Annotated in this window: 23 protein-coding genes and 2 tRNA genes; 9 read left to right on the forward strand and 16 right to left on the reverse strand. The window is 66.4% G+C overall.

Annotation, left to right across the window (positions count from 1 at the left end; all coding sequences use genetic code 11):
• Positions 1 to 87 precede the first annotated feature (87 nt).
• Positions 88 to 1,149 carry an anthranilate phosphoribosyltransferase gene (locus tag IEY26_RS02850; protein ID WP_188975642.1) on the reverse strand — a complete coding sequence of 354 codons (1,062 nt, stop codon included), beginning with the start codon at positions 1,147 to 1,149 and terminating at the stop codon, positions 88 to 90.
• 94 nt (positions 1,150 to 1,243) lie between these two features.
• Here IEY26_RS02850 and ahbB point away from each other — a divergent pair, with 94 nt between their 5' ends.
• Positions 1,244 to 2,332 (forward strand): siroheme decarboxylase subunit beta, encoded by a 1,089-nt coding sequence (gene ahbB / locus IEY26_RS02855; protein WP_188975644.1) that lies wholly within the window; start codon positions 1,244 to 1,246, stop codon positions 2,330 to 2,332.
• Positions 2,333 to 2,338: 6 nt separating this feature from the next.
• On the opposite strand, the gene IEY26_RS02860 is transcribed toward ahbB, so the two are convergent.
• The 6 genes from IEY26_RS02860 to IEY26_RS02885 all read right to left on the reverse strand — a co-directional run bounded on the left by IEY26_RS02860 (position 2,339) and on the right by IEY26_RS02885 (position 6,675).
• Positions 2,339 to 2,569 (reverse strand): hypothetical protein, encoded by a 231-nt coding sequence (locus IEY26_RS02860; protein ID WP_188975646.1) that lies wholly within the window; start codon positions 2,567 to 2,569, stop codon positions 2,339 to 2,341.
• Positions 2,570 to 3,024: 455 nt separating this feature from the next.
• Complete coding sequence (locus IEY26_RS02865) at positions 3,025 to 3,462, reverse strand: hypothetical protein (RefSeq protein WP_188975648.1); 438 nt, start codon at positions 3,460 to 3,462, stop codon at positions 3,025 to 3,027.
• A gap of 618 nt (positions 3,463 to 4,080) precedes the next feature.
• Complete coding sequence (locus tag IEY26_RS02870) at positions 4,081 to 4,581, reverse strand: hypothetical protein (protein ID WP_188975649.1); 501 nt, start codon at positions 4,579 to 4,581, stop codon at positions 4,081 to 4,083.
• A complete protein-coding gene (locus IEY26_RS02875; protein WP_188975651.1) occupies positions 4,574 to 5,227 on the reverse strand; it encodes a hypothetical protein in 654 nt (217 codons plus the stop codon). Before IEY26_RS02875 ends, IEY26_RS02870 begins: the two co-directional genes overlap by 8 nt.
• Before the next feature lie 644 nt (positions 5,228 to 5,871).
• Positions 5,872 to 5,945 (reverse strand) — tRNA-Ile (locus IEY26_RS02880).
• A gap of 130 nt (positions 5,946 to 6,075) precedes the next feature.
• Positions 6,076 to 6,675 carry an FxsA family protein gene (locus tag IEY26_RS02885; RefSeq protein ID WP_188975653.1) on the reverse strand — a complete coding sequence of 200 codons (600 nt, stop codon included), beginning with the start codon at positions 6,673 to 6,675 and terminating at the stop codon, positions 6,076 to 6,078.
• 172 nt (positions 6,676 to 6,847) lie between these two features.
• Here IEY26_RS02885 and IEY26_RS02890 point away from each other — a divergent pair, with 172 nt between their 5' ends.
• The gene (locus tag IEY26_RS02890; RefSeq protein ID WP_188977142.1) at positions 6,848 to 7,063 is read left to right on the forward strand and encodes a hypothetical protein; all 216 of its coding nucleotides are present in this window, start codon (positions 6,848 to 6,850) and stop codon (positions 7,061 to 7,063) included.
• Between the two features lie 62 nt (positions 7,064 to 7,125).
• On the opposite strand, the gene trpG is transcribed toward IEY26_RS02890, so the two are convergent.
• The 4 genes from trpG to trpD are packed head-to-tail and all read right to left on the reverse strand — an operon-like array spanning position 7,126 to position 10,974.
• The gene (gene trpG, locus IEY26_RS02895) at positions 7,126 to 7,710 is read right to left on the reverse strand and encodes an anthranilate synthase component II (RefSeq protein WP_188975655.1); all 585 of its coding nucleotides are present in this window, start codon (positions 7,708 to 7,710) and stop codon (positions 7,126 to 7,128) included.
• Entirely contained in the window at positions 7,707 to 9,320 is a 1,614-nt protein-coding gene (gene trpE, locus IEY26_RS02900) for an anthranilate synthase component I (RefSeq protein WP_188975657.1), read from the reverse strand. The genes trpG and trpE overlap by 4 nt, the downstream gene beginning before the upstream one ends.
• The gene (locus IEY26_RS02905; protein WP_188975659.1) at positions 9,317 to 9,970 is read right to left on the reverse strand and encodes a phosphoribosylanthranilate isomerase; all 654 of its coding nucleotides are present in this window, start codon (positions 9,968 to 9,970) and stop codon (positions 9,317 to 9,319) included. The genes trpE and IEY26_RS02905 overlap by 4 nt, the downstream gene beginning before the upstream one ends.
• Positions 9,967 to 10,974, reverse strand: a complete 1,008-nt coding sequence (gene trpD, locus IEY26_RS02910) for an anthranilate phosphoribosyltransferase (RefSeq protein WP_188975661.1) — start codon at positions 10,972 to 10,974, stop codon at positions 9,967 to 9,969. The genes IEY26_RS02905 and trpD overlap by 4 nt, the downstream gene beginning before the upstream one ends.
• Before the next feature lie 132 nt (positions 10,975 to 11,106).
• Here trpD and IEY26_RS02915 point away from each other — a divergent pair.
• Positions 11,107 to 11,181: transfer RNA gene (locus IEY26_RS02915), tRNA-Val, on the forward strand.
• Positions 11,182 to 11,719: 538 nt separating this feature from the next.
• Here IEY26_RS02915 and IEY26_RS02920 read toward each other — a convergent pair.
• Positions 11,720 to 12,502 (reverse strand): HpcH/HpaI aldolase family protein, encoded by a 783-nt coding sequence (locus tag IEY26_RS02920; RefSeq protein ID WP_188975663.1) that lies wholly within the window; start codon positions 12,500 to 12,502, stop codon positions 11,720 to 11,722.
• Positions 12,503 to 12,615: 113 nt separating this feature from the next.
• On the opposite strand from IEY26_RS02920, the gene IEY26_RS02925 reads away from it, so the two are divergent.
• Complete coding sequence (locus IEY26_RS02925) at positions 12,616 to 14,043, forward strand: dihydrolipoyl dehydrogenase family protein (RefSeq protein WP_188975665.1); 1,428 nt, start codon at positions 12,616 to 12,618, stop codon at positions 14,041 to 14,043.
• 201 nt (positions 14,044 to 14,244) lie between these two features.
• Positions 14,245 to 15,387 carry a CBS domain-containing protein gene (locus IEY26_RS02930; protein ID WP_188975667.1) on the forward strand — a complete coding sequence of 381 codons (1,143 nt, stop codon included), beginning with the start codon at positions 14,245 to 14,247 and terminating at the stop codon, positions 15,385 to 15,387.
• A gap of 63 nt (positions 15,388 to 15,450) precedes the next feature.
• Here the strand turns inward: IEY26_RS02930 and radB are convergent, their stop codons facing one another.
• Together radB and IEY26_RS02940 are read right to left on the reverse strand one after the other, a co-directional pair.
• Entirely contained in the window at positions 15,451 to 16,146 is a 696-nt protein-coding gene (gene radB, locus IEY26_RS02935) for a DNA repair and recombination protein RadB (protein WP_188975669.1), read from the reverse strand.
• A gap of 39 nt (positions 16,147 to 16,185) precedes the next feature.
• Positions 16,186 to 16,389, reverse strand: coding sequence for a hypothetical protein (locus IEY26_RS02940; RefSeq protein ID WP_188975671.1), 204 nt, complete (start codon positions 16,387 to 16,389; stop codon positions 16,186 to 16,188).
• A 90-nt stretch (positions 16,390 to 16,479) separates the two neighbouring features.
• Between IEY26_RS02940 and IEY26_RS02945 the strand changes: the two genes are divergently transcribed.
• Positions 16,480 to 17,211 (forward strand): hypothetical protein, encoded by a 732-nt coding sequence (locus tag IEY26_RS02945; RefSeq protein ID WP_188975673.1) that lies wholly within the window; start codon positions 16,480 to 16,482, stop codon positions 17,209 to 17,211.
• A gap of 166 nt (positions 17,212 to 17,377) precedes the next feature.
• The gene (locus IEY26_RS02950; protein ID WP_188975675.1) at positions 17,378 to 19,600 is read left to right on the forward strand and encodes a CDC48 family AAA ATPase; all 2,223 of its coding nucleotides are present in this window, start codon (positions 17,378 to 17,380) and stop codon (positions 19,598 to 19,600) included.
• 270 nt (positions 19,601 to 19,870) lie between these two features.
• Here the strand turns inward: IEY26_RS02950 and IEY26_RS02955 are convergent, their stop codons facing one another.
• On the reverse strand, positions 19,871 to 22,900 hold the full coding sequence (locus IEY26_RS02955; RefSeq protein WP_188975676.1) for a bacterio-opsin activator domain-containing protein: 3,030 nt from the start codon (positions 22,898 to 22,900) through the stop codon (positions 19,871 to 19,873).
• A 98-nt stretch (positions 22,901 to 22,998) separates the two neighbouring features.
• Positions 22,999 to 23,373, reverse strand: coding sequence for a 30S ribosomal protein S8e (locus tag IEY26_RS02960; protein ID WP_188975679.1), 375 nt, complete (start codon positions 23,371 to 23,373; stop codon positions 22,999 to 23,001).
• Between the two features lie 388 nt (positions 23,374 to 23,761).
• Here IEY26_RS02960 and IEY26_RS02965 point away from each other — a divergent pair, with 388 nt between their 5' ends.
• Together IEY26_RS02965 and IEY26_RS02970 are read left to right on the forward strand one after the other, a co-directional pair.
• On the forward strand, positions 23,762 to 24,214 hold the full coding sequence (locus IEY26_RS02965; protein ID WP_188975681.1) for a DUF2240 family protein: 453 nt from the start codon (positions 23,762 to 23,764) through the stop codon (positions 24,212 to 24,214).
• Positions 24,214 to 24,588, forward strand: a complete 375-nt coding sequence (locus IEY26_RS02970; RefSeq protein WP_188975683.1) for a hypothetical protein — start codon at positions 24,214 to 24,216, stop codon at positions 24,586 to 24,588. The genes IEY26_RS02965 and IEY26_RS02970 overlap by 1 nt, the downstream gene beginning before the upstream one ends.
• The last annotated feature ends 1 nt before the right edge of the window (position 24,589 follow it).

Genomic DNA, 24,589 nt, shown 5'->3' on the forward strand with positions numbered 1-24,589 from the left:
TGGTTCGGTTCCCGTACTCGGCGGCGTGTCCGAGCGGACCTCGAACGCGGTGCGGTCCGATGCTTCCGCGCCTCGATAGCGGCCGAGTCAGAAGGTGACGAGGTCGGCGAGGACCTGTTCGGCGTCGCCGGAGGCGATGGCGTCGCGGGCCATGTCGAGGCCGTCGTCGATGCTGTCGGCGTCCTGGCGGGCGTAGATGCGGAGCGCGGCGTTGAGGGCGACCGCGTCGGCGAACGCGTCGGTGCGGTCGCCGGCGAGGACGTCCCGGGTGATGTCCGCGGAGTCGGCGGCGACGTCGGCGACCTCCAGGGCCTCGCTGTCGAAGTCCATGCCGTACTCCTCGGTCTCGATGGTGAAGTCGTCGAGGTCGTCGTCGCCGTCGTTCCACTCGGCGACGACGGTGGAGCCGGGGCGGACGTCGTCGTAGCCCTCCATCCCCTGGAACATGAGGACGCGGTCGACGTCGGTCTCCTCGGACGCGCGGAAGGTGTCGGTGACCTTGGTGGCGAACGCGAGGTGGTAGAAGCTCCCGAGGTGGACGTCGGCGTTCGCGGGATTCGCGAGCGTCTCGACGGTGTTGACGAAGGTGCGGACGCCCATCCGCTCGCGGCGGCCGAAGAGGCCGTGGACGCCGGGGTTGAACCGCGGCTGGTAGTAGAACCCGAACCCGGTCGAGTCGACCATGTCCGCCGACTCGCTCGGGCCGAGGTCGGTGGTGACGCCGAGTTCGTCGAGGACGTGCTTGTAGGCGACGCCCATCCCCGAGGGGACGTGGTCGCCCGAGTGGACGACCACGGGCGTGCCGGCGGCGGCGGCGACGACGCCGGACGCGACGCCGAGGAGCGCGCTCCGGGATTTCCCGTCGTAGTTCGCGCCGCAGTCCACGGGGTCGCACTCGGGGACGCCGGTCTTCACGGAGTCGCGGCGCATCACGTCGAGGAACGCGCCCAGCTCCTCGGGATTGTTCTTCTTCCAGCGGTTCGCGAGCCAGAACGCGCCCAGCGTCGTCGGGTCGGGTTCGTCGGCGAGGATGCGCTCGAACGCCTCCGTCGCCTGCGCGGCCGTCATGTCGTCCGCGGACTTCGGCCCGGACCCGACGACCTCGGTCATCAACCGCTGCAGCGGCCAGTCGCCGAACGAATCGCTCATACCTGAACGTTAGGGCTCGTCCAGCAAAAACGATGGCATCCCGATCGCGCGGAAGGCGAAAGACACCTACTCCGGCGCGTCCTTACCCCCGGTAATGGCGGACTGGCGCGAGGACTTGGATACGGTGGACGCTCGCCTCGTCGACGAATACCAGAGCGGCTTCCCCGTCGAGGTGAATCCGTTCGAGGCCGTCGCCCACGACCTCGGAATCACGGCGGACGAGGCGCTCGCCCGCGTCGAGCGACTGCGCGAGCGCGGCGTCTTCCGGCGGTTCGGCGCGGTCCTGAACCCGCCCGTCATCGGCTCGTCGACGCTCGCCGCGCTCAGCGTCCCCGAAGACCGCTTCGACGCGGTCGCCGACGTCGTCAACTCCTACCGGCAGGTGAACCACAACTACCGCCGGAACCACGACTGGAACATGTGGTTCGTCGTCACCGCGTCCTCCCGCGAGAAACGCGACGGAATCCTCGCCGACATCGAAGCACGAACCGGCCTCGACGTCCTCGTCCTCCCGCTCGTCACGGACTACTACATCAACCTCGAGTTCCCCGTCGTGAACGGCGACGAGTTCGTCCGCGAATCCACCGGGAACACGCGCGTCGAACCCACGCCCGTGAGCGAGGACGCGATGACCGACCTCACGCCGCTCGAAGCGCGCGTCCTCCTCGCCATCCAGGACGGCCTCCCGCTCTCCGCGACCCCGTACGCCGACGTCGCCGACGCCGTCTCCCGGGACGCAACGACCGACGGTGCCAGCCGCCCCGGAACCGCCCTCCACGCGTCCACGGAGGACGTCGTCGACACCATCGCCGGCCTCCTCGACCGGAACTGCATCAAGCGCGTCGGCTGCGTCGTCAACCACGTCGTCACCGGATTCGACGCGAACTGCATGGTCGTCTGGGACGTCCCCGGCGACGAACTCGACGAGCGCGCCACCCGCGTCGGCGCGCTCCCCCACGTCACCCTCTGCTACAACCGCCCTCGCAGACCCGACCAGGACTGGCCGTACAACCTCTTCACGATGATTCACGGCCGGGAACAGGACGCCGTCGACGCCTGTATCGACGACCTCGCCGAGAACTACCTCCCCGTTCCCCACGAACGCCTCTACTCCACGGCGACCCTCAAACAGACCGGCGCGCGCTACGACGACCTCCTCGACTCGCCCGCACCACGACCCTAACTCCGCTTACACACCCGTGAGTTCGAGGTCGCGCAACCACACGAACCAGAGCACGAACGCCGTCACGCCGTACCCCAACACCCAGACGAGCTGTCCCGCGGTCACCGTGATGGCGAAGAGATTCGCGACCGGCACCGACCCGTAGCCCGCCGCGTACAACCCCGAACTCGCCAGCCCGAACCCGAGGACGCCGCCGACGAGCACGACGAGAAATCGCGTCCACTCGTACGAAGCCATAGTCGCGCCTTCGACGCGCGGATCCCTCAACCCCTCGGTTCCCGCTTCTTCGCGCTCCCCGCCGGCGACAACAACAGACACGTCACCGACATCTCTCGTGCGCGACTCGCCTGCCTAATTCGACCCCGAGTGTATCGGCGCGACATCGAGCGTGTTTGGGTACCCGAGATCTGCGCCGATTCACTCGCCGTCGACATTGAGCACGATACAGGATTCCTGTCTAAGATATTACAGATCAACCGCAAAACTAGCCACATACAAGCACGTCTGAGTGCTTTTGTATTCCGCCTAGAGCGGAGAGTGCATAAATCGCGGTCTATCGGGAGCTCTATAGTATGAGGGCTGCGTACACGTCTCCTACCCTCGCCCCCCATCCGTCGGGGTATGGGACTACGAAGATGGAGCGAGTATTGATAAGAACGCCACGGGGTGAACGGAGTGCACAGGCTTTCTGACTAGAGGAATCCACCGAACACGCCATATTGTAACTGTGCGAATAACGCGGATGATCCTATAAGAATCAGAATCAGATAGGCTAACCGGCGGTCGTTACTCTTCCCTCGGCTATAGTACGTTCCCAGAATAACTGCTAGAGACACCAGACCAACATTATATGTAAATAGTGTGAGAACTGAGAACGAACTGAGCCAAGCTAGGACTGCAGACTGCAATAAACCGGTATAGATTAAACCCAGAAATATTGTAATCCCAACACCAAGTGTGGCTACGAGGATGACCGGTTGATACTGCTCAAGGTTTCCGTCTCTCGCCACATCAGCAGGCCGAATTTTGTATCCACCGGTGTCCTTTTTGAATACCGCTATTGCGGCTATCTCTCCCAATATCAGAAGTGTTAGTACTGATGCAGTTTGTAACAAGATTCTGGGAGCCATATCGGTCCTGAGTGACACAACATTAAATCCGCACTGGTTTGCCATAATTTCCTACCGAACGATCCGTTTCTCTGCCTGGCTTTTGGCGTAGAGTCGGACATCTCCCCCCGAAATGCCCCCGAACCCTGCCGAAACGGCTAGGATACCTCGGCACTTTGTTTATGCGGAAAAGATGGACACAGCACGAGAGCCACGACGACATGAAGGCCTGGTTGAGAGAACGCGAAGCAACCGACCTCCTCAACGGCCTCGTTATCTGCAGAGGATGGAACGGTCTGGAGACGTTTTTACAACACTACCGCGGCACGCACTCACCCGACGCGCAGAAACGCGAACGCGGGATGGTAGTGTGGTTGTAGAGAAGCGAATCGTTGGTCGTCTATATCGCGTTTTTTCGCTTGGTCGACACCCATAGAATTGACGAGAGAAAGAAGATCAAAGCAAGCGAGAGCAGTATCCCAATTGCAGCGGCCCACGGTGGAAAAGTACCAGTGACTTCACCGGCTGCAAAGGAAAACTTCCAGAATGACCCTCTAGCAACCCCTCCGGCTAGCGCAATAAATGACGCCGCGAACAAAGTCTCAGTCACTCCTTCGAATAATAGGAAGTCCCTCATTTCTATGGAAGGTCATAATAGTACGCGTAGATACAGAAGATTACTCCAATCGCGAATACGGCTGCTAAAGGGTAGCCGCCGGCGACGACCATAGCTAACGTGAGGAGGCTCGTAATGGCGGCTCCGACTATTGCCGTAGCTCGAAATAACGGCTCGAGAACTGCCTTCCGGGATATGTCGGAGATGTGGGATTCCAATTCCATGGACTGAACCATTGCATCAGAGTTCCTTTCTGCGCTGCTAATCAGTAACTGGTCAAAAGAGATCTTTTGTCCGTCTGGGTGCTCTGGTTTGTTTACATGACCTGCATCCTCTTCATCTTCTAATGGATTGTCGTAATCAACGTGTAGAAGCGTATCGCCACTTTCCTCGTGGTCAAAGGCGAAGAGATTTGCAGAGCCCTGTGTCTCTTCCCCATCACGCTTTGTGGTTACCTGTTTAACGTTGTCTAAATTAACCGTAGATCCCGTTGCTTCTTCTCGACTTAGGGTGTTCTCAGCCATCTGAATGCTCGTTATGCGTATCTATTAGCTCATTAGCCAACTCTTTGAACTGCTCAATCTCAGACTTTGATACTCCGGCAGTTGTCCCGAATGAATTCATTGCCCTTATCTGCTGATTGATAAAGTATCCAATGAGATTGAGGTTTGATGGGGGGCTTGCCTCAAATTCTACTGTCTCATCCAGAGCAATTTCCAACCGGTGGGTCATCCCATACCGATCTCCTTGGTCTCGAATAGTGAGGTCCGTATTGATTCGACTCCAAAACTTATCGCCCTGAAGACGAGCTAATCGAATAGAGGACATCTGCGTGCCGTAGAGTGAGAGTAAATGTACGAGGCCCTTAACATACTCCGGGCTTTCAGCCTCTCGTTGTAGATAATTAACGCTATCCAGGTCTCCATATATTATGAACTCAAAAATATTGAGACCGATATCTTTGGCTACGTCTGGCTTCACATCTGGAACCAGTGTCTGCCCGAGTGCCTGGACAATTGAGTCTTCTCTAACTCTGACTTCGATTCGGTTCCCGTGCTCATGTAGGACCTCTTCTAATAACTCAAAATTCTCTTTGACTACCTCCTCGTATTCAATAAGATTGTCCAGTGTTTCAAGAAAACCGTCTGAGATCTCGTCTTCAGGAACCATAGTTACTCCTCGTCTTCCTCCTCGACTAGTAGCTCCGAGCCGTCTGCGACCACGTGAAGTGTCCGCCGTATCGCTTCACTTCTGGATATGTTGAGCGGCACGGTTCCGTCAGCCTGTTCCTGCCGGATAGGATTCATGAATTCATATAGGTCGCTTTCGGGGATTCGAGCGAAGTCGACTTCATTGTGTTGTCGTCGTGCGTTGCACTCATGTACTGAAATACTACCCGAGTACACATATGCTCTTGCCAATTTGCACAATCATTACTCCAACAGAACATCACAAAAGAATAGGGAAGTGCTGTAATACATAATATTAGTGGCGCAAGTAGTCATCTAAATCCCTGACGACATGATGAACCGTATGAAGCGGGATATCGGTCGTCGCATCGAAAAAGCCGGGAATCTACAGAACAAGAGCGAGCGGTGATGCGACGTGCACGCGAACACCTCGGCGATGTCGTCATTGAGGGCACAGAAAACAACAGCGACGAACAGACGGCCCAAAACTGAGGTACTGCTCAACGCCTGAAAAATCCACGCATGCCCCGTAAACAACGGTGGAACCGACTGCGAAGAGTCTGACGACGACGAGAACCACGCGAAAAATATCACCGAGGGCGGAGACGTTGAGAGGAATGAAGATGGGCCAGTGCGGATTTGAACCGCAAACCTCCACCTTATCAGAGTGGCGCTCTACCTAATTGAGCTACTGGCCCGGGCGTGCGTCTGCATTCCTTCGTAGCCGGGTTGTGAGTTTAAGAGTTTCCTTTCGGTACGAGAAATCGGATGCGAGGCGCGGGGTCGCGGGTGTGGTTTCGGCGGGCGCGCCGAGGTGCGAGAGAAGGGTTAGTTGCCGGTGGAGGAGCGGTCGTCGTCGTCGAATTCGATGTCGTAGGAGTCGTCGTCGAGGTCGACGTAGTCGCCGGAGCCGTCGGAGCTGCCGGTGTTCGCGTCGAAGCCGTCAAAGTCGTCGAAGCCGCCGAATCCCGGGTTACCGGTGTTGGCGCTGCCGCCGGCGTCGTTGGGGAAGCCGAAGGTGTAGACGTTGCCGGTGGCGAAGCCACCGGTTTCGGCGTCGAGCTTCGGGACGATGACGTACTCCTTGAGCACCGTGCGGACGACGGCGCGGGTCGGCGGGAAGACGAGGAGGAACCCGGTGGCGTCGGTGACGAGGCCGGGCGTGAGGAGGAACGCGCCGGCGGCGATGAGCAGGCCGCCGTCGACGAGTTCGTCGGTCGGTGTCTCCCCGACGGCGAGCTTCTCCTGGAGCTTCCGGATGGTGTGCCGGCTCTCGGAGCGCACGAACACCATGCCGAGCAGCGCCGTGATGACGACGGCGGCGACGGTGAGCTGCCACCCGATGGTTCCGGCGACGAACACTAAGAAGAGCGCGTCGAGGAGCGGGATGGCGAGCAGCCCGAGGCCGATCCACCGCAGACGTACCATTACCCGTTCTTACCGCCAGACCGCTATCAACTTTGGGCTCCCGGGGCCGCGGGTCGTTCCGTGACTGACTCGTCTGTCGAACCGGGCCATATCGGGACTGACCTGTCTGTCGAACCGGGCCATACCGCGCGCGGCCCGTACGTTTTTGCCGCTCGCGGTCGAGAAATCGGGTATGTTCGCCGCACTCCCCGCGCTCCCGGCGTTGCTCGCCGCGATGCCGCTCCAGCTCGACGCGTTCAACAGCACGCTCGGCCGCCTCCTCCTCGCCGTCGTCGTCATCGGCGTCGTCGTCTTCGTCGGCCGATTCGTCCTCAGCGTCGCGTGGAAACTCGTCGTCGTCGCCGTCGTCGTCGTCGGCGCGCTCTGGGTCGTCAGCAACTTCCTCTGAGAAATCCTGAACCGGGCGTTCGGCCGGCCCGTTCGATTCGTTCGCCCCCTCTTTCTCCGCGCTCAGACGACGCCGGCGTCGGTGAGGAAGTTCTCGACGAGGTCGTGGCCGACGCCGGTGAGCACCGACTCGGGGTGGAACTGGACCGCTTCGAGCGGATACGTCTCGTGGCGGACGCCCATGGCGATGGTTTCGCCGGCTTGCTCGGTGGTGGCGGTGACGTCGAAGCAGTCGGGGATGTCGGTGCAGACGAGGGAGTGGTAGCGCGCGGCTTCGAAGCCGTCGGGGAGGCCGGCGTAGATGCCGTCGCCGTCGTGGGCGACGGGGCTCGACTTCCCGTGGACGGGGCTGGGCGCGCGCCCCACCGACCCGCCGTACTCGTAGACGGCGGCCTCCATCCCGAGGCAGACGCCGAGCGTCGGAATCCTCGTGCTTCGCTCCGTGAGCACGTCGGCGGTGACGCCGACGTCTCGCTCGTTCTTCGGATGGCCGGGGCCGGGCGAGATGACGATGGCGTCCGGGTCGACCGCGTCGACGTCCGCGAGCGACGCCGTGTTCCGGAGGACGTCGACCTCGACGTGCGCGGAGAGGTACTCCACGAGGTTGTACGTGAAGGAGTCGAAGTTGTCGACGACGAGGACGCTCACCGCTCCACCTCCGGCGCGTCGGCCGATTCGTCGCGCTCGGTGATGGCGTCGAGCGCGTCGACGACGCCGCCCATCTTCTGCTCCGTCTCCTCGAACTCGCTCTCGGGGACGGAATCCGCGACGATGCCCGCGCCCGCGCGGACGCGGACAGTGTCGTAGTCGCGGCCGTGCTCGACTGTCGCGGTCCGGATGACGATGGCGAGGTCGGCGTCGCCGGTCCACGAGAAGTAGCCGACTGCGCCGCCGTAGATGCCGCGTGGCCGGGCTTCGAGCGCGTCGATGTACTCCATCGCGCGGAGCTTCGGCGCGCCGGAGAGCGTCCCGGCGGGGAACGACGCGCGCACGGCGTCGAACGCGTCGTAGTCGTCGGCGAGCGTTCCCGTCACCGTCGATTCGATGTGCTGGACGTGGCTGTACTTGAGGACGCGCATGAACTCGGGGACGCGGACGCTCCCGGCCTCGCTGACGCGGCGGACGTCGTTCCGCGCGAGGTCGACGAGCATCGTGTGTTCCGCGCGTTCTTTCTCGTCGGCGAGCATCTCGCCGGCGAGCCGCCGGTCCTCGACGGGGCTCCCGCCGCGCGCGCACGTCCCCGCGATGGGGTTGTTGAGAACGCGCGTCCCCGCGACGGAGACGAGAGTCTCCGGGCTCGCGCCGACGACGGAGCGCTCCGGGCCGCGCAGGACGTACATGTACGGCGAGGGGTTGACGTCCCGCAGCGACTCGTAGAGGCCGAGCGGGTCGAGGTCGCCCTCGATCTCCCGCGTTCGGCTGACGACGCCCTGGTAGAACTCGCCGTCGAGCACGGCCTCTTTCGCTTTCTCCACGGACTCCTCGTACGCGTCGCGCGGCGTCGTCTGCTCGCCGTGTTTCGTGAACCCGCCGGTCGCGGGGTCGGCGGCGTCGGCGAGCACGTCGGCGACGCGCTCGGCTTCCGCGTCGAGGCGGTCGTAGACGTCGCCCGGGTCGTCGCCGGGCGCGAGCACGGGCGTGCAGACGAGCTCCACTTCCGCCGTCGCCGCGTCGAACGTCACCGTCCGCGTGTTGAGCACGAACTCGGCGTCCGGCGTCGGCGTCTCCGCCGGCCGCTCCACGCCGACTTCCGCGAGGTGGAGGTCGTAGACCGCGTCGTACGCGAGGAAGCCCACGAACCCGCCCGTGAACGCCTGCCGGTCGCTGTCCGGGAACCCCCGACGCTCCACGTCCGGCAGTGCGTCTCGGAGCAAACCGAGGCAGTCACGGTCTCCACCGTCCGTCGAACCGGTGGCGACTGACACGTGTTCTGCGGCGCGTGAGTCGCGGCGGCGTTCCACCCCGGCGTCGCCGGCGTCGACGGTGACGACGGCGTCGGGGTCGTAGCCGACGAAGGAGTAGCGCGCGTGGCGTTCCTGGCCGTCCGTCGGCGGGCTGAACGCGCCGTCCGGGTCGCTCGCGGCGGTCTTAGGTGCGGATTCGAGGAGGAACGCGCGGTCGCCGTCCGCGAGCGCCGCGTAGGCGGCGAGCGGCGTCGTCTCCACGTCGAGCGTCGCGGTCGCGTACGCGACGACCGGGCCGTCGTCCGGCGCTGCGCGCTCCGTGAACGCCTCGCGCGTGCAGTCGAGCCCACTCACGGCGTCACGACCTCCGCGTCTCCATGCTCCGCGTTCCGCACGAATCGCCGGACGGCGTCGTTGTCTTTCTCGCCGCCGCGGGCTTCGACGCCGGAGGCGACGTCGACGCCGTAGGGTGCCACGACGCCGACCGCTTCCGCGACGTTGTCGGGCGTGAGGCCGCCCGCGAGGAGCACGGGGACGTCGAGGTCGCGCGCCACGTCCGCGGTCGCCGGCCAGTCCGCCGTCTCGCCCGTGCCGCCCGCGCCCGCCGCGTCGAGAGAGTCGAGGAGCACCGCGTCGACCACGCCCGCGACGCGCGCCGCCTCTTCGGGGTTGGCGGCGTCGACGGCGGCGAGGAGCGCGCCGTCGAAGTTCGCCTTCACGTAGGCGAGGTCGCCGACGCCGAGTCCGCCGTGGAGCTGGATGGCGTCGACGCCGGCGTCCGCCGCGAGGCCGAGCGCCCGACCGGGCGTCTCCTGCATCGTCACGAGGACCGTGGTGACGAAGGGCGGGACGCGCGCGGCGAGTTCGGCCGCGCGCTCCACGGGAATCTCGCGCGGCGAGTCGACGGGGACGTCGACGAGGAAGCCGAGCGCGTCCGCGCCCGCGTCGACGGCCGCGTCGACGTCCGCTTCGCGGGTGAGCCCACAGACCTTCGCGCGCGTCATTGCGCGACCGACTCGGCGGTGAGGTCGTCGAGTTTCGCCGCGGCGTCACCGGACGCGATGGCTTCGCGCGCGCGTTCGACGCCGCCTTCGAGCGAGTCGGCCTCGCCCGAGACGTAGATGGCCGCGCCCGCGTTCGCGAGGATGACGTCGCGCTTCGCGCCCGTCACGTCGCCCGTGACGATGCCGCGGAGGTCGCTCGCGTTCTCCTCCGGCGTCCCGCCCGCGATGGCTTCGACGGGTGCTCGTTCGACGCCGATGTCCGCGGGTTCGAGCTCGTACTCCTCGATGTCCTCTCCTCGGACCTCCGCCACGGTCGTCGTGTCGTGGATGCAGATCTCGTCCATGCCGCTGCCGTGGACGACGAGCGCGTGCTCGACGGGCATGTGCGCCATCGCCCGCGCGATGACGGGGACGAGCTCCTCGCTGTAGACGCCGACGACCTGCGCGTCAGCGCCCGCGGGGTTCGTGAGCGGCCCGAGCACGTTGAACACCGTCCGCACGCCGAGTTCCTGCCGCGGCCCGATGACGGCCTTCATCGCCGGGTGGAAGACGGTCGCGAGCATGAAGCCGATGCCGTCCTCCTCGATGGCTTCCTCCACGGCGGGCGGCTCTGCTTCGACGTCGACGCCCGCGACCTCCAGCACGTCCGCGCTCCCCGAGTTCGAGGAGACGGAGTAGTTCCCGTGCTTCGCCACCGGGACGCCCGCGCCAGCGGTCACGATCGCCGACGTGGTGGAGACGTTGATGGTGTCGTAGTCGTCGCCGCCCGTCCCGCAGGTGTCGACGAGCGGACGCCGGTCCGGGTCGATGGTCCGCGCGGCGTCCCGCATCCCCTGCGCGAATCCCGCGATCTCCGCCTCCGTCTCGCCCTTCGCGCGCAACCCCGCGAGCAGCGCGCCGATCTGTGCGTCCGTCGCCCCTTCGAAGACCGCCGTCGCGGCGTCACGGGCGGCCTCGACGGAGAGGTCTTCGCCGTCCGTCACGCGCTCGATGTAATCCTGCATAGTGAACTCCAATGTCCGTTGTTGGCTTACGATGTACAAGTCTGTCCATCAGTATAACTCTTTCGCGCGGTCTTCCGATTCGAAACCGTCAAGTGTACCCCGCGGCTACGAAGAGATGCGAGGAAGCCCCGAGGGTTGGTGGTCTAGTCAGGCTATGACACCTCCTTGACATGGAGGAGGCCGGCGGTTCAAATCCGCCCCAACCCACTTTCTGACGAAACAACGACGACGAGCGAAGCGAGGAGTCCGTTTTTCGCCGAAAGTGATCGGGCGGATTTGAACTAGGGAGCAACTCGGAGAGTTGCGACTGAGGTTCACAATCCGCCCCACCCCACTCTCTTATCCGGGTTTTCCCGGATTCAACGTTCTTCACTCCCCGCAGAAACGTCTGTGGTCGGGGGTGGTCTGCGTGAGTCAGACCACTTCGTTCGACCCGCCGATTTGCGAGTTCTGCGGCTGCTACATCACCGACGAGGACGCACCATGTCCCGCGCGTGACGACGGGAGGTGTTGTCCGTGAGTTCGCCGTCGACGCTCACGGAGGCCCGAGGAACTCGACCGCCGCGTCGGTGCGCCGCCGCGCCTGGTGCTCCCGGAGAAGTTCGAGCTCTCGTCGCTGGCGGGTAGGTGTACATCTCTCCTCCCGGTTTCCGGCGGTCGTAGCCGACGTGCTTTCTGTCGCTGGTGGTTTACTGCTGGGTGAGGATACGCGGTACTTCTCTCCAGTTCGAAACGCGTTCGCCGCCTACTGGTTCTCGTAGCGGTCGTGCCAGTCGCCGAACTGGCCGGTGAGCGCGCCGAGCGTGGAGCCGACGTTGAGGACCTGGTAGCCGTCGTCGACTTTCTCGATGACGTCGTCCATGCCGGCGGTGAGGTTGCCGACGGGGACGCCGTGGTCGAGCGCGGAGTCGCGGATGGTTTCGACGGCCGCCCGGACGTCGGGGTGGTCGCGTTCGCCGGGGTGGCCGAGGGAGACGGAGAGGTCGTTCGGGCCGGCGAAGACGAAGCCGAGCTGTGGGACGGAGAGGATGTCGTCGATGTTCTCGACGGCGGCGGCGGTTTCGAGGGTGACGCCGACGACGACTTCTTCGTCTTCGGTCGCGGGATAGTTCTCGGCGCGGCCGTAGCGGGCGGCGCGGGGGCCGGCGAGCCCGCGGTTTCCGGGTTCGCCGTCGACCTCGAAGTAGGCGGCTTCGACGGCTTCGCGGACGTCGGCGGCGGTGTCGGCGCGCGAGAGGAAGACGTTGCGCGCGCCCGCGTCGAGGACTTTCCGGACCATCGCGGGGTCGCCGGCGGGCACGCGGACGAGGAGTTCCGTGTCGGTGAGTTCGGCGGCGCGCAGGAGGCCGTCGAGGCGCTCGCCGTCCATCGGGCTGGGGCCGGCGTGCTCTAAGTCGATCCAGACGAAGTCGAAGCCGAACTCGCCGAGGAGTTCGACGGCGGCGGGCGTGTAGGTGTTGTCGAGCACGCCGAACGCGGGGTCGCCGGCGTCGAGGATGTGTTTCAGGGAGTTCTCTCGCGGGTTCATGCTGTCAACCTCGCTGGGAGTCGGGAAAAAACCGCGGGCCGCGGCGCGCGCCACCGCCAGCGGCGCGTGCTGGTGGGCGTAGGTCTTTGGCGGCGGCGGGTGATGGGTGACCTATGACGCACGTCGTGCTCATCGGCGCGTACGGGAGCGCGGGCTCCGCCGTCGCGGAAGTGCTCGCGGACGCGGAGGGCGTGGAGTTGACGATGGTCGACGACGGCGACCCGGGCGGCGGGCTCTGCATCCTCCGCGGGTGTATGCCGTCGAAGGAGGTGCTCTCCGCGGGCGAGCACAAGCACCAGGCGGAGCACGACCCGCGGTTGAACGCCGCCGTCGCGCCCGACGTCGACGCCATCGTCGAGCGGAAGGACGAGAACACGGGGCGGTGGGCGGGCTACCGCCGCGACGCCATCCACGACCTCGCCGAGCGCGACGGCGTCGAGTTCATTCACGACACCGCGCGCTTCGTCGACGCCGAGGAATCCCGCTCGTCGACCGACCGGCCGGAGACTGAGAGACACACCGTAGCCGTCGGCGACCGCGAAATCGAGGCGGACTACGTGGTCGTCGCCACCGGCTCCTCGCTGAACGTCCCGGACCTGCCGGGCATCGAGGACGTCGACTACTGGGACTCCGCGCGCGTCCTCGACGCGACCGAGTTCCCCGACTCCGGCGTCGTGATGGGCTTCGGGTTCGTCGGCCTCGAACTCGCGCCCTACCTCGCCGAAGTCGGCGACGTGGACCTCACGGTCATCGAGCACGACGAGCGGCCGCTGGACGACGCGCCGGACCGCCTCGGCGACGACCTCCTCGACTGCTACCGCGAGGAGTACGACATCGACGTGCGCACGAGCGTGCGCGAGGAAGCCGTCGAGGAAACTGACGAGGGCGTCGCCGTCCACCTCGATGACGGGTCGACGGTCGAGGCGGACGACCTCTTTCTGTTCACTGGTCGCGTGCCGACACTCGACGGTCTCGGTCTGGAACACACCGCGGTCGACCCCGGGGAAGGCTGGGTCGCAGAGACGATGCAGGCGCGCGGCGACGAGCGCGTCTTCGCCGTCGGCGACGTCACCGGCCGCGAGCAAGTCCTCCACGTCGCGAAAGAGGAAGGCTACACCGCGGGGCGAAACATCCTCGCGCACGCTCGCGGCGAGGAGTTAGAGACCTACGACCCGACCGTTCACCGCGTGGTCTTCTCCGGCCTCGGGACCTACCCGTACGCGCGCCTCGGCCACACCGCCGACGCCGCGCGCGAGGCCGGCTACGACCCCATCGTTGTCTCCCGCGACGCGAGCGACGACGGCGTCTTCGAGGCGAAAGTCGTCCCGCGCGGCGGCGCGGACCTCGTCGTCGCCCAGGACGGCACGGTGCTCGGGTATCAGGGCCTCCACTACCACGCCGACGTCATGGCGAAAACGATGCAGGTAATCGTCGAGCTCGGTCTCGACGTCCGCGACCTCCCGAGTCGCGCCTACCACCCGACGACGCCCGAAATTCTCGACGGTCTCTTCCGGGACGCCGTCGACGAACTCGACGCCTAGCCCTCCGCGAGCGGCTCCCCGCAGTCGGGGCAGGCGTCGTCGGTGATGTCGCAGGTCGCATCGCAGGCCGGACAGACTCGAAGGTAGCATGCCGGGTCTCCCATGGGGGACGGTACCGTCCGACGACGTATCGGTGTTTCGGCGCGTCACGACCGCCTGCAACAACCTTCAAGAGTGTCGGCCGTGAATCCAGAGTACGCTATGGACATCGCTGATATCGCGACCCCGGACTACGTCGAGGTCGAATCCGAAGACCGTCTCGGCAAAGTCCGTTCTCTCTTCGACGAGGAGAACCCGAAAGGCATCATCGTGATGGAGGCCGGCCAGTACGCCGGCGTCATCACCGAGCGCCAGCTGCTCCGCTCGCACATCGACGACGACACGAAGGCGCACGCGATGATGAAGCCCGCGCCGAAAATCGACCGCACCGAGGACATCCGAGAGACCGCGCGGATGCTCGTCGAGGGTAACACGAAGGTCGCCCCCGTCTTCGAGGCCGACCGCCTCTGGGGCATCATCACCGAGGACCAGATCCTCGACGCCGTCCTCGACAGCCTCGACGCGCTCGACGTCGCCGACATCTACACCGCGAACGTCATCACCATCGACGAGGACGACACGATGGGCCGCGTCATCAACCTCCTCCGCGAGAACGGCATCAGCCGCCTCCCCGTCGTCGACGAGGACGGCTTCCTCACCGGCGTCGTCACGACGAACGACATCGTCGACTTCGTCGTCCGCCAGGGCGACAAGACGACGCGCGGCGACCGCAGCGGCGAAATCGAACGCCTCCTCGACCTCCCGGTCTACGACGTCATGTCGAGCCCGGTCGAGACCGTGGCGCTCGAAACGTCCGTCGAAGACGCCGTCGCGACGATGCTCGAGAACGACTACTCCGGCCTCGTCGTGACCGACCCCGACGACGACCGCGTCGTCGGCGGCGTCCTCACGAAGACGGACGTGCTCCGCGCGCTCTCCTACACCGAGGAGGAGACGATGGACGTCCAGATCACGAACATCGACCTGCTCGAAACGCTCTCGCGCGACGACGTCCGCGAGACCATCAGCAAGGTCGCCTCGAAGTACGCGGAGATGGACGTCCTGCACGCGCACGTCCGCTTCCACCAGCACAAGGAGAAGCTCCGCGGCACCGCCCTCATCCAGTGTCAGATTCGCCTCCGCACCAACAAGGGCCAGGCGATGGGGACCGGCGAGGGCTACGGCGCGGACAACGCCTTCCACGTCGCCGTCGACAAGCTCGAACGCAACGTCCTCGAAATGAAGGGCATCCAGGCGGACGAGGAGTACGAAGGCCAGCTCCTCCGGAAGCTCAACCAGCTCTAAGCCGCGCGACCCACTGTTCCTCGTTCTTTCACGCCGCGTAGCCAACCGGCCGCGCGTCGTCGGTTAGGCGGAGGGGGCTTCGAGGCCGCGGTCGGTGATGGCGAAGTTCGCGCGTTCGCCTTCGGGTTTCGCGCCGTGTTTTTCGAGGACGGCGCGGCGGCGATTCCCCTTGTAGCGTTCGAGGCGGACGACGACGCCCGTCCAGTGCATGAGGGTGTGGCCGCCGAGCGGGCGCACGGAATCAGTGCCGGCGTCGGGGTCGGAGTAGACCTGGTTCGTCACGGCGACGGCGAGGTCGTGTTTCCGGGCGAGCGAGAGGAGGTGAGTGACCTGGCGGGTGACCTCCCGCAGGGAGTCGCCGCCCTGGTCGTCGCTTCCGCGTTCGAGGCGGTAGAAGCCGGTGATGGAGTCGACGACGACGAGGTCGGCCCGCTCGGCGAAGTCGCTCGCGTCTCGGACGGCCTCCGCCTGCTCGGCGAAGTCGTGCGCGGACTCGATGACGACGTTCCCCGCGGCCTCGTCTGGGTCCTCCGCGTTCGCTTCGAGGATTTGCCGGAAGCGCTCGACGCTCACGCCCTCCGTGTCCACGTAGACGGCGGTACCGCCGGCGTCGGCGGCCTGCACCGCCGCGGAGAGCGCGACGTTCGTCTTCCCCGCTCCCGGCGGCCCGTAGAGCTGCGTTACCTGCCCCCGTTCGAGGCCGCCGCCGAGAAGGTCGTCGAGCGGCGGACAGCCCGTCGAGACGTGCGAATCGCTCACTACCCGGGAGTAGTTCGCCCCGTCGCAAAAGCAGTCCGGTCAGTCGGCGGCCCGGCCGACGTCTCGGTAGGCGCTCCGCCTGCCGTACGCGCGGCCGAGCGCCCAGGCGGCGAGGATGGCGACCCAGACGAACGCGAGGTTCCACGTGAGGAGCAGCGTGCTGACGACGGCGAGCGCGACGAGGAGGAGGGCCTGCGCCCAGCGGAGGCCGAGTTCCGCGTTGATGACTGCGGGAAGTCGCATACCGCGCCGTTTCGGCGGTAGACGGGTATCTCTTCGGGTCGTCCCTCGGCGACGCGTGGCTTTTTGCCGCGCGAGAGCGAGGGTGGGAGCGTGATAGTCGTCGCGACGGCGGATTTCGAAGTCTACCACGAGGTCGTGAACGCGCTCAGAGACCGGGGCGTCGAGTTCACGACCATCGAACCGGACGAGGGGCTCCCGGCGGACGCGGACGTCGTCGTCACGGCGGAGTCGGACGACGCCGACTTCGACGTGGAGACGGTCGTCGCCGACCCCGACGACCCGCGGCGCGCCGTCGACGAAGCCCTCGCCTACCTCCGCGGCGGCGCGGAACGAACAATTATCGGCGTCGACCCCGGCCCGAACCCGGGTATCGCCGTGCTCTCCGGCGACCTCGTCGTCGCCGCCTTCCAGGTCCCCGCCGAGGACGCCGCCGCCGTCGTCAACGACGAACTCGCCGGGGCGCTCGACCCGATCGTCAGAATGGGCGACGGCGCGCGCCTCCACGGCGCACGCATCCTCGACGACGTCGACGCCCCCATCGAAATCGTCGACGAAACCGGCACCACCCCCTACCTCGGCGCGGGCGCGCGCGGCATGGACGACGTCCTCGCCGCCGTCAACATCGCCCGCCTCGAAGGCGAACGCACCACCTCCCGCGACTTCGAACCCACCGACGGCGAACTCCAAGTCATCAAAGCCGAATCCCGCGAACGCTCCCCCGACGACCGCACCCTCCCCGACGACCTCGCCCGCCGCGTCGCCCGCGGCGAACTCAGCATCGACGACGCCCTCGACCAACACCGCGACCGCGTCGAAGAATAATCGCTGAACCGACCCCCGCCCCCGCCGGCCGTCGCGTCGGGGGTTCCGGCAACGGAGGGGGGCGGCGTCACGTCTTTGTAGACGCGTGTGGTAGTGAAACACACAGCAGCTGGCGGAAGATTCTTTCGTCGGCGTGAAAGATACCTCACCACAGAGACCCCAACCAATGAACGAAGTCCAACTCGAGGTGGCGAAGGCGTACCCGAACGACTCGGGACGCGGTATCGCCCGCCTCGACCCCGACACGCTCCTTCACCTGAAGCTGAGCCCGGGGGACATCATCGAGATCGAGGGCGCGGAGACGACCGCGGCGAAAGTCTGGCGTGCGGACCGTCAGGACTGGAATACTGATACTGTTCGCATCGACGGCTTCACCCGGCAGAACGCGGACGTCGGTATCGGCGAACGCGTCAAGATCCGGAAGGCGGAAGCGGAGAAAGCGGACACGCTCGTGCTCGCGCCGCCGGAGGAGGCGAGCGTGCAGTTCGGGAGCGACGCGGCCGGAATGGTGAAACGACAGATCCTGAAACGGCCCGTGGTCGAACGCGACATCGTCCCCGTGATGTCCTCGACGAACCACCCGTTCATGCGGTCGCCAGGGCAGGCCATCCCGCTCATCGCCGTCGAGACCGAGCCGGAGGGCGTCGTCCTCGTCACCGAGGACACCGACGTCGAGCTGCGCGAGGAGCCCATCAGCGGCTACGAGCGCACCGGCGGCGGCATCACCTACGAGGATATCGGCGGACTCCAGAACGAGATTCAGCGCGTCCGGGAGATGGTGGAACTCCCGATGAAGCACCCGCAGATCTTCCAGAAACTCGGCATCGAACCGCCCCAAGGAGTCCTCCTCCACGGGCCGCCGGGGACGGGGAAGACCCTGCTGGCGAAGGCGGTGGCGAACGAGACGTCGGCGAGCTTCTTCTCCATCGCCGGCCCGGAGATCATCTCGAAGTACTACGGGGAGTCCGAGCAGCAGCTCCGCGAGATCTTCGAGGACGCGAAGGAGGATTCGCCCTCCATCATCTTCATCGACGAACTCGACTCCATCGCGCCGAAGCGCGAGGACGTCACCGGCGAAGTCGAGCGGCGCGTCGTCGCCCAGCTCCTGACGATGATGGACGGCCTCGAAGGGCGCGGGCAGGTGATCGTCATCGCGGCGACGAACCGCGTCGACGCCGTCGACCCCGCGCTGCGTCGGCCGGGTCGGTTCGACCGCGAGATCGAAATCGGCGTCCCCGACGAGGTGGGTCGCGAGGAGATCCTGAAGATTCACACGCGCGGGATGCCGCTCTCGGACGACATCGACCTCCCGCACCTCGCGGACGAGACGCACGGGTTCGTCGGCGCGGACATCGAGAGCCTGACGAAGGAGGCGGCGATGCGCGCGCTCCGGCGGTACCTCCCCGAGATCGACCTCGACGAGGAGGACATTCCGCCGAGCCTCATCGACCGGATGATCGTCAATCGGACGGACTTCCGCGGCGCGTTGAACGAGGTCGAACCCTCGGCGATGCGCGAGGTCCTCGTCGAGCTCCCGAAGATCACGTGGGACGACGTCGGCGGGCTCACGGACGCGAAGGAGAACGTGAAGGAGTCCGTGGAGTGGCCGCTAAACAGCCCGGAGAAGTTCCAGCGGATGGGCGTCGACGCCCCGTCCGGCGTGCTCCTCTACGGGCCGCCGGGCACGGGGAAGACGCTGATGGCGAAGGCGGTGGCGAACGAGACGAACGCGAACTTCATCAGCGTGCGCGGCCCGCAGCTCCTCTCGAAGTGGGTCGGGGAGTCGGAGAAGGCGATCCGGCAGACGTTCCGGAAGGCCCGGCAGGTCAGCCCGACCGTCATCTTCTTCGACGAGCTGGACGCGCTCGCGCCCGGTCGCGGCCAAGATGCCGGAAACAACGTCTCCGAGCGCGTCGTGAACCAGCTCCTCACCGAACTGGACGGGCTGGAGGACATGGAGGACGTGATGGTGGTCGCCGCGACGAACCGGCCGGACATCATCGACCCGGCGCTCATCCGCTCCGGGCGCTTCGACCGGATGGTGATGGTCGGGCAGCCGGACGTCGACGGCCGCGAGCAGATCCTGAAGATTCACACGAGCGACACGCCGCTCGCGCCGGACGTCAGCCTCCGCGAGCTCGCGGAAATCACGGACGGCTACGTCGGGAGCGACCTCGCGAACATCGCCCGAGAAGCCGCCATCGAGGCGCTCCGCGACGACGACGACGCCGAGGAAGTCGAGATGCGGCACTTCCGCCGCGCCATGGAGAACGTCCGTCCCACCATCACGGACGACCTCCTCGACTACTACGACACCGTCGAAGAACAGTTCAAAGGCGGAAACACGCCGACCCAGCAGCGCGAAAGCGGCCACATCGGCTTCCAGTAGGCCGCCGCGCCGCGACCTCCTCTCCGGCTTCGCTCGGACTTTTCCTCCGCCTTCTCGCGCCGACTCTCCGCGTCGCTTCGCCGCGTCGAATCGGACGCTACCGCACGGCTTCCTCATCCGCCACCGACGACCGGCTATGTTGATACCCACCGGACTGGACAGGGGTTATATTGATAGGAACTGCTTCTATGTGTATCTGGTTCTTTGGGTCAAATGCCTCCATTGGGGGATGGGGGAATGGAGTTGCCACAGGAACCACCACCGCCCACGCTAACTCCCGTGGACCCCACCTGATTCGGTTTTTCCGGGCGTCGACGTCGCGGAGTCCGCCGTCCGGCCGTCGAGAATGACGTCGAGGAGCTTGCGCTGTGCGGTTCTGAGCTGCTCGGAGACGGTGGGCTGTGAGACGCCGAGCATGTCGGCGACGTCGGTCCCGGTGCTCTGTCGCGGCGTGAGGAAGAACCCGCTGTAGTAGGCGGTCTCGAGGATTTCGCGCTGGCGGTCGGTGAGCACGTCGTCGAGCTCCGCGTGAATCCCTTCCCGAGTCTTCGGGGCGCGTTCGCGCTCGCGGCGCGCGACGAACTCCGTGCTCGCGTAGCGCCCGCGGAGCCACTCTACGAACTCGCGGACGCTCGCGGCCCCGGGGAGTTCGGCCGTCAGCTGGAGGCCGTCCACCGCGGGCGTCAGCGACCCGAGGGCCGCGCCGTACTCCGCGAGCGCGCCGACGACGCTCGGACCGGCGACGACGGCTTCCACGAAGACGCGGTCGCCGGCCGTCCCGAGGTACTGGCTCGACTCGACCGCGTCCACCTCGGCGAGCGCGTCGGTGACCGCGTCGGCGTCGACGTCGCGCGCGGCGAAGAACACGCGAACGCGGTCGTCGGCGAGCGGCAGGACCGCGTCCACGGTGAGGTCGGCGTCGAGCCGGCGGGCGAGCCGACCGAGGACGCTCGCGTCGTCGCCCAGGTGGAAATCGATCTCGACCACTCGGTCGCTGAGGAGCGCGCGCTTCGACTCCACGGCGTTGACGGCGTTCGCGATCGTTTCGCCGAGTTCGACGAAGACCGACTCCTCCATCTCCTCGAAGACGCCGGGGCGGTCGGCGTAGACGGAGAGCACGCCGTACGTCACGTCACCGTAGTGCAGCGGGACGCTGATGACGGACTGGAACTCCCGAGAGAACGCGTCCGCGCGCCACTGGCCGTCCCGGAGGTTCTCGGCGACGTTCGACACGACGGTCGCGTTACCCGTCCGGAGCGCGGTCACCGCGGGTTCGGCGGCCTCCGCGGGTGCCGGTGCGAGGTCGACGTCGTCGAGGTAGCCGCGCTCCTGTCCGCTCTGCGCCGCCGGAGCGAGCGCCTCCCCGCTGTCCGTCGGCGTGCCGATCCACGCGAACCGGAACCGGTCGCTGCGCGTGAGGCGCTCGCAGACGACGCGCTGAATCTCGTCGCGCGTCGTCGCCTCCACGAGCGCCTGGTCGACGTCGCGGATGATGGTGCTCACCTGATTCACGCGCTGGAGCCGCTGGTTCTGCTCCTGTAAGAGTTCGTCGCGCTCTCGGAGCGTCGCCTGACTCTCCACGCGGTCGAACGCGGCCTCCGCCGTCGCCGCGACCAGCTCGACGAGGTTCCGCGTGTTCCCGCTGAACCCGTCGTGTCCCGGTGCCGAGACGGCGAGCACGCCGTGTTCGCCGAGCGGCACGACGAGTGTGTCGCTCCCCGCACCCACGACGCCCGTGTCGCCGTCGACGAACGCCTGCCAGACGGCCGACCCCGCGCCGGCGTCGAGCGCGCGCGTCTCGCTCGCCCGGCCGTCGTCGCGCGCGGCCCAGCTCACGGCGTCGAGCGTGTTCTCCGCGGCGTCGAAGTGGTAGACGCAGGCGTCGTCGAGAGTGAGTTCGTCCGTGAGCGTCGTCACGATGATGTCCCCGATTTCCTCGTGTGTCTCCGCGTGCAGGAGGTCGCGCGTCGACTGCTGGAGCGCTGTGAGCGTCCGCTCGCGCTCCTTCCGCCGCACCGCCGCGACCGCGTGACTGATCGTCTCGCCGAGCTCCGCCATCACCGCGACCTTCCGCTCGTCGAACGCCGACGCGCGGTCCGCAGAGACCACCAGTACGCCGTATTCGACGTCCTCGTGGACGAGCGGGACGGCGACCACCGACTCCCCGCTCTCGCTCTCCGAGTCGCTCGACACGAGTTCGCCGACGCGCTGGACGGTGCCCGTTCGCAGCGCGACCGCGCCCGCTTCACGGACTGCCGTCGCGCCGTCGCCGTCGCCCGCGTTGACTGCGTCGAGACGCGGCGCGTCGACGCCCGCCGCCGTCCGCGCCGTCATCGTCTCGTACTCCTCGTCGTACTCGCCGACCCACGCGGCCGCGTACGTCTCCGACGCCGCGAGCCGCTCGCAGACCGCCTCCTCGATACCGTCCCGCGACGTCGCCGCGACGAGCGCCTGGTCGATATCCCGGATGACGGTGTTGATCTGGTTCAGCTCGTCGAGCTCGTCGCGCTGCTCGCGCAGCCGCTGCTCGTAGTCGTGGCGCTCCGTCATGTCCCGCGTGACCTTCGTGTACCCGCGGAGGTCGCCGCCTTCTCCGTAGCGCGCCGTGATGACGACGTTCGCCCAGAACCGCGACCCGTCCTTCCGCACGCGCCACCCCTCGTCTTCGACCCGCCCTTCCGCCGCCGCCCGCGCGAGGTTCGTCTCCGGCCGCCCCGCCTCCCGGTCGGCTTCCGTGTAGAACGTCGACACGTGCTCGCCCAGGATCTCCTCCTCCTCGTAGCCCTTCGCCCGCCGCGCCCCCTCGTTCCACGTCCGCACTCGTCCTTTCTCGTCGAGCACGAAAATCGCGTAATCCGACACCGTCTCCACGAACTCGCGGAACTGCGCCTCCGCCAGCGACCCGTCGCCGTCGGCATCCGCGTCGGCACTGGCGTCGCTCCCGGCATCCCCGTCACCCTCAGCACTGCCGTCAGCGTCGGTGTCGTCACTCCCCTCACCGTCGCCGTCAGTCCTGCCGCCGGTCGCGGCTGCCGCTTCTACCGTCGCTTCCGGCGCTTCCTCGGGCGTCGTCGACGAACCTTCGACTCGCCACCACACGCGCCCCCGCGCGCCCACCTTCTTCGTCTCCAGCGCGCCGGACGCCGCGAGCGACTCCAGCTTCCCGTACGCCGTCCGGCGCGCACACCCCAGCTCCTCTGCGACCTCGCTCGCCGTCAACGGCGTCCCCGGCGTCTCCGTCGCCTCGAACACCGCGACCACGTCCGAGCGCGTGTGCGTCGGCGTCGGCCCTTGCGTCATACCCCTCGCTACGCGCTCGACCCCGATAAACGATGCCGTCAACGGAATCCGGTCGGTGGCGGCCGCTCCGGGACGGGAGAAAACGGGTGAGAAACCGATTATTCGAGCGCGACCGCGTTGACCTGGCCGTTCTGCCCCGGGCGGGACGTCACGCGCGCCTGCGTGCCGTCCTCCAGCTCGACGACCGCGCCCTTCGTGATGATGTTACGCCGAACGTAGTTCGGGTTCGCGTCGTTCTCCACGACGTCCACGATCTCCAGCCGGCTCGTGTCGCCGCCGTCCGTGACGTTCGCCACGTTCGTCGCGAGCGCGCGAACCTTCTTCTCGTTCCCGCGAGAGTCCACGGTGCGGAACCGCGGCTCGCCGACCGTCGTCTCCGTCGGCGACCGACCGAGCTCCGCCTTGCGCTTCTTGTGCTGCGGCCGCGTTCGCGCACCAGTCTTCGTGCGCTTAGACTTACCCTGGTATTGCATACGGAGGAAATAGCCCGTCGCGTACTTGATGCCTTCGCTTTCATCGGCGCTAGTACGCTTTCGTTCCCCACGTCGATTCGCTCCCACTCGGCTTCGTTCTGACCGCACTCTCGGCGAGCACTCGGTCTCACTCATCTCCGAATTCGTCGACGCCTTCTCCGAAAGCCGGCTCCCGCTCGCGCCCGCTCGACGACATATCCGCTCGCAAGCTCGCGGATAGGGGTCGCCGAGCGAACGCGACCAGTCGCCCCCTTTCGATGCCCCACCCGTAGTGGTTAGCTATCTGTTCGCGGGCGGTGATTGATTGGCCGGCTGCGTTCGGTGGTTGGGCCGTCGAGGCGGGTCGGGACCGCGGGGTTTAGGCCGCCGCGTGAGGGAGTACTCGGTAATGAGTCTCCGGGTCGCCGTGGGCGCGCCGTTCCTCCAGAAGGGCAAAGAGGAGATCGGCGAGCAGGAGTTCGTGGTGGCGCTCTCGCTGGACCGGGACTGGATGAGTCCCGACCAGGCGAAGAAACTCCTCGACGTCGGCGCGCGCGAGGGCTTGCTGCGCCGGGAGAACGGGCGGGTCGCGGCGACGTTCGACGCGAGCGACGTCGAGATTCCCGAGGAGTTCACGGTGGACGACTCCCTCTTCCGGGAGCGCTCGGCGTTCGAGCGCGTGCTCGACGACCTCGTCGCGGAGGGGCACGACCGCCAAGAGACGGTCGCCGCCATCAACGACCTCCAGGGGAATCTGGGTGTGACGGCGGACGCGGCGGCGGTCGTGTACGCGCGCCGGCACGGCCTCGCCGCCGACGACGCCGCTCGCGTGGCGCGGGACGCGCTGGAGGAGGAGGCCTGATGGTCGCCGAGAAGACGACCGACGGCCGCCGCCTCGCGCAACTCCTCGCCTCTGAACTCACCGGCCGGCAGGTCCCGCCGTTCGACCGCGTCACCGTCGAGAACGCCGACACCGACGCCGAACCGACGCCGGACGGCACGCGGGCGTACGATATCGAACTGGACGGCGAGCGAGCGGGCGCGGTCTACATGCAGCCGGACCGCCTCTACGTCGACCTGCGTCGGGGGCGAGCGGACGCGCGGACGGCCGCGGCGGACGCCGGCCTGCGCGTTCGCCCCGTCGCGTCGAAACCGCCGCGTACGCTCGTCTTCGTCGCGGACGCGGCCGAGGTAAAGCGAGTTGTTGATGTACTGGCGGCCGCGCTTGGCGAGTAAC

Origin of the sequence: Halocalculus aciditolerans (assembly GCF_014647475.1) — an archaeon.
Taxonomy (GTDB): domain Archaea; phylum Halobacteriota; class Halobacteria; order Halobacteriales; family Halobacteriaceae; genus Halocalculus; species Halocalculus aciditolerans.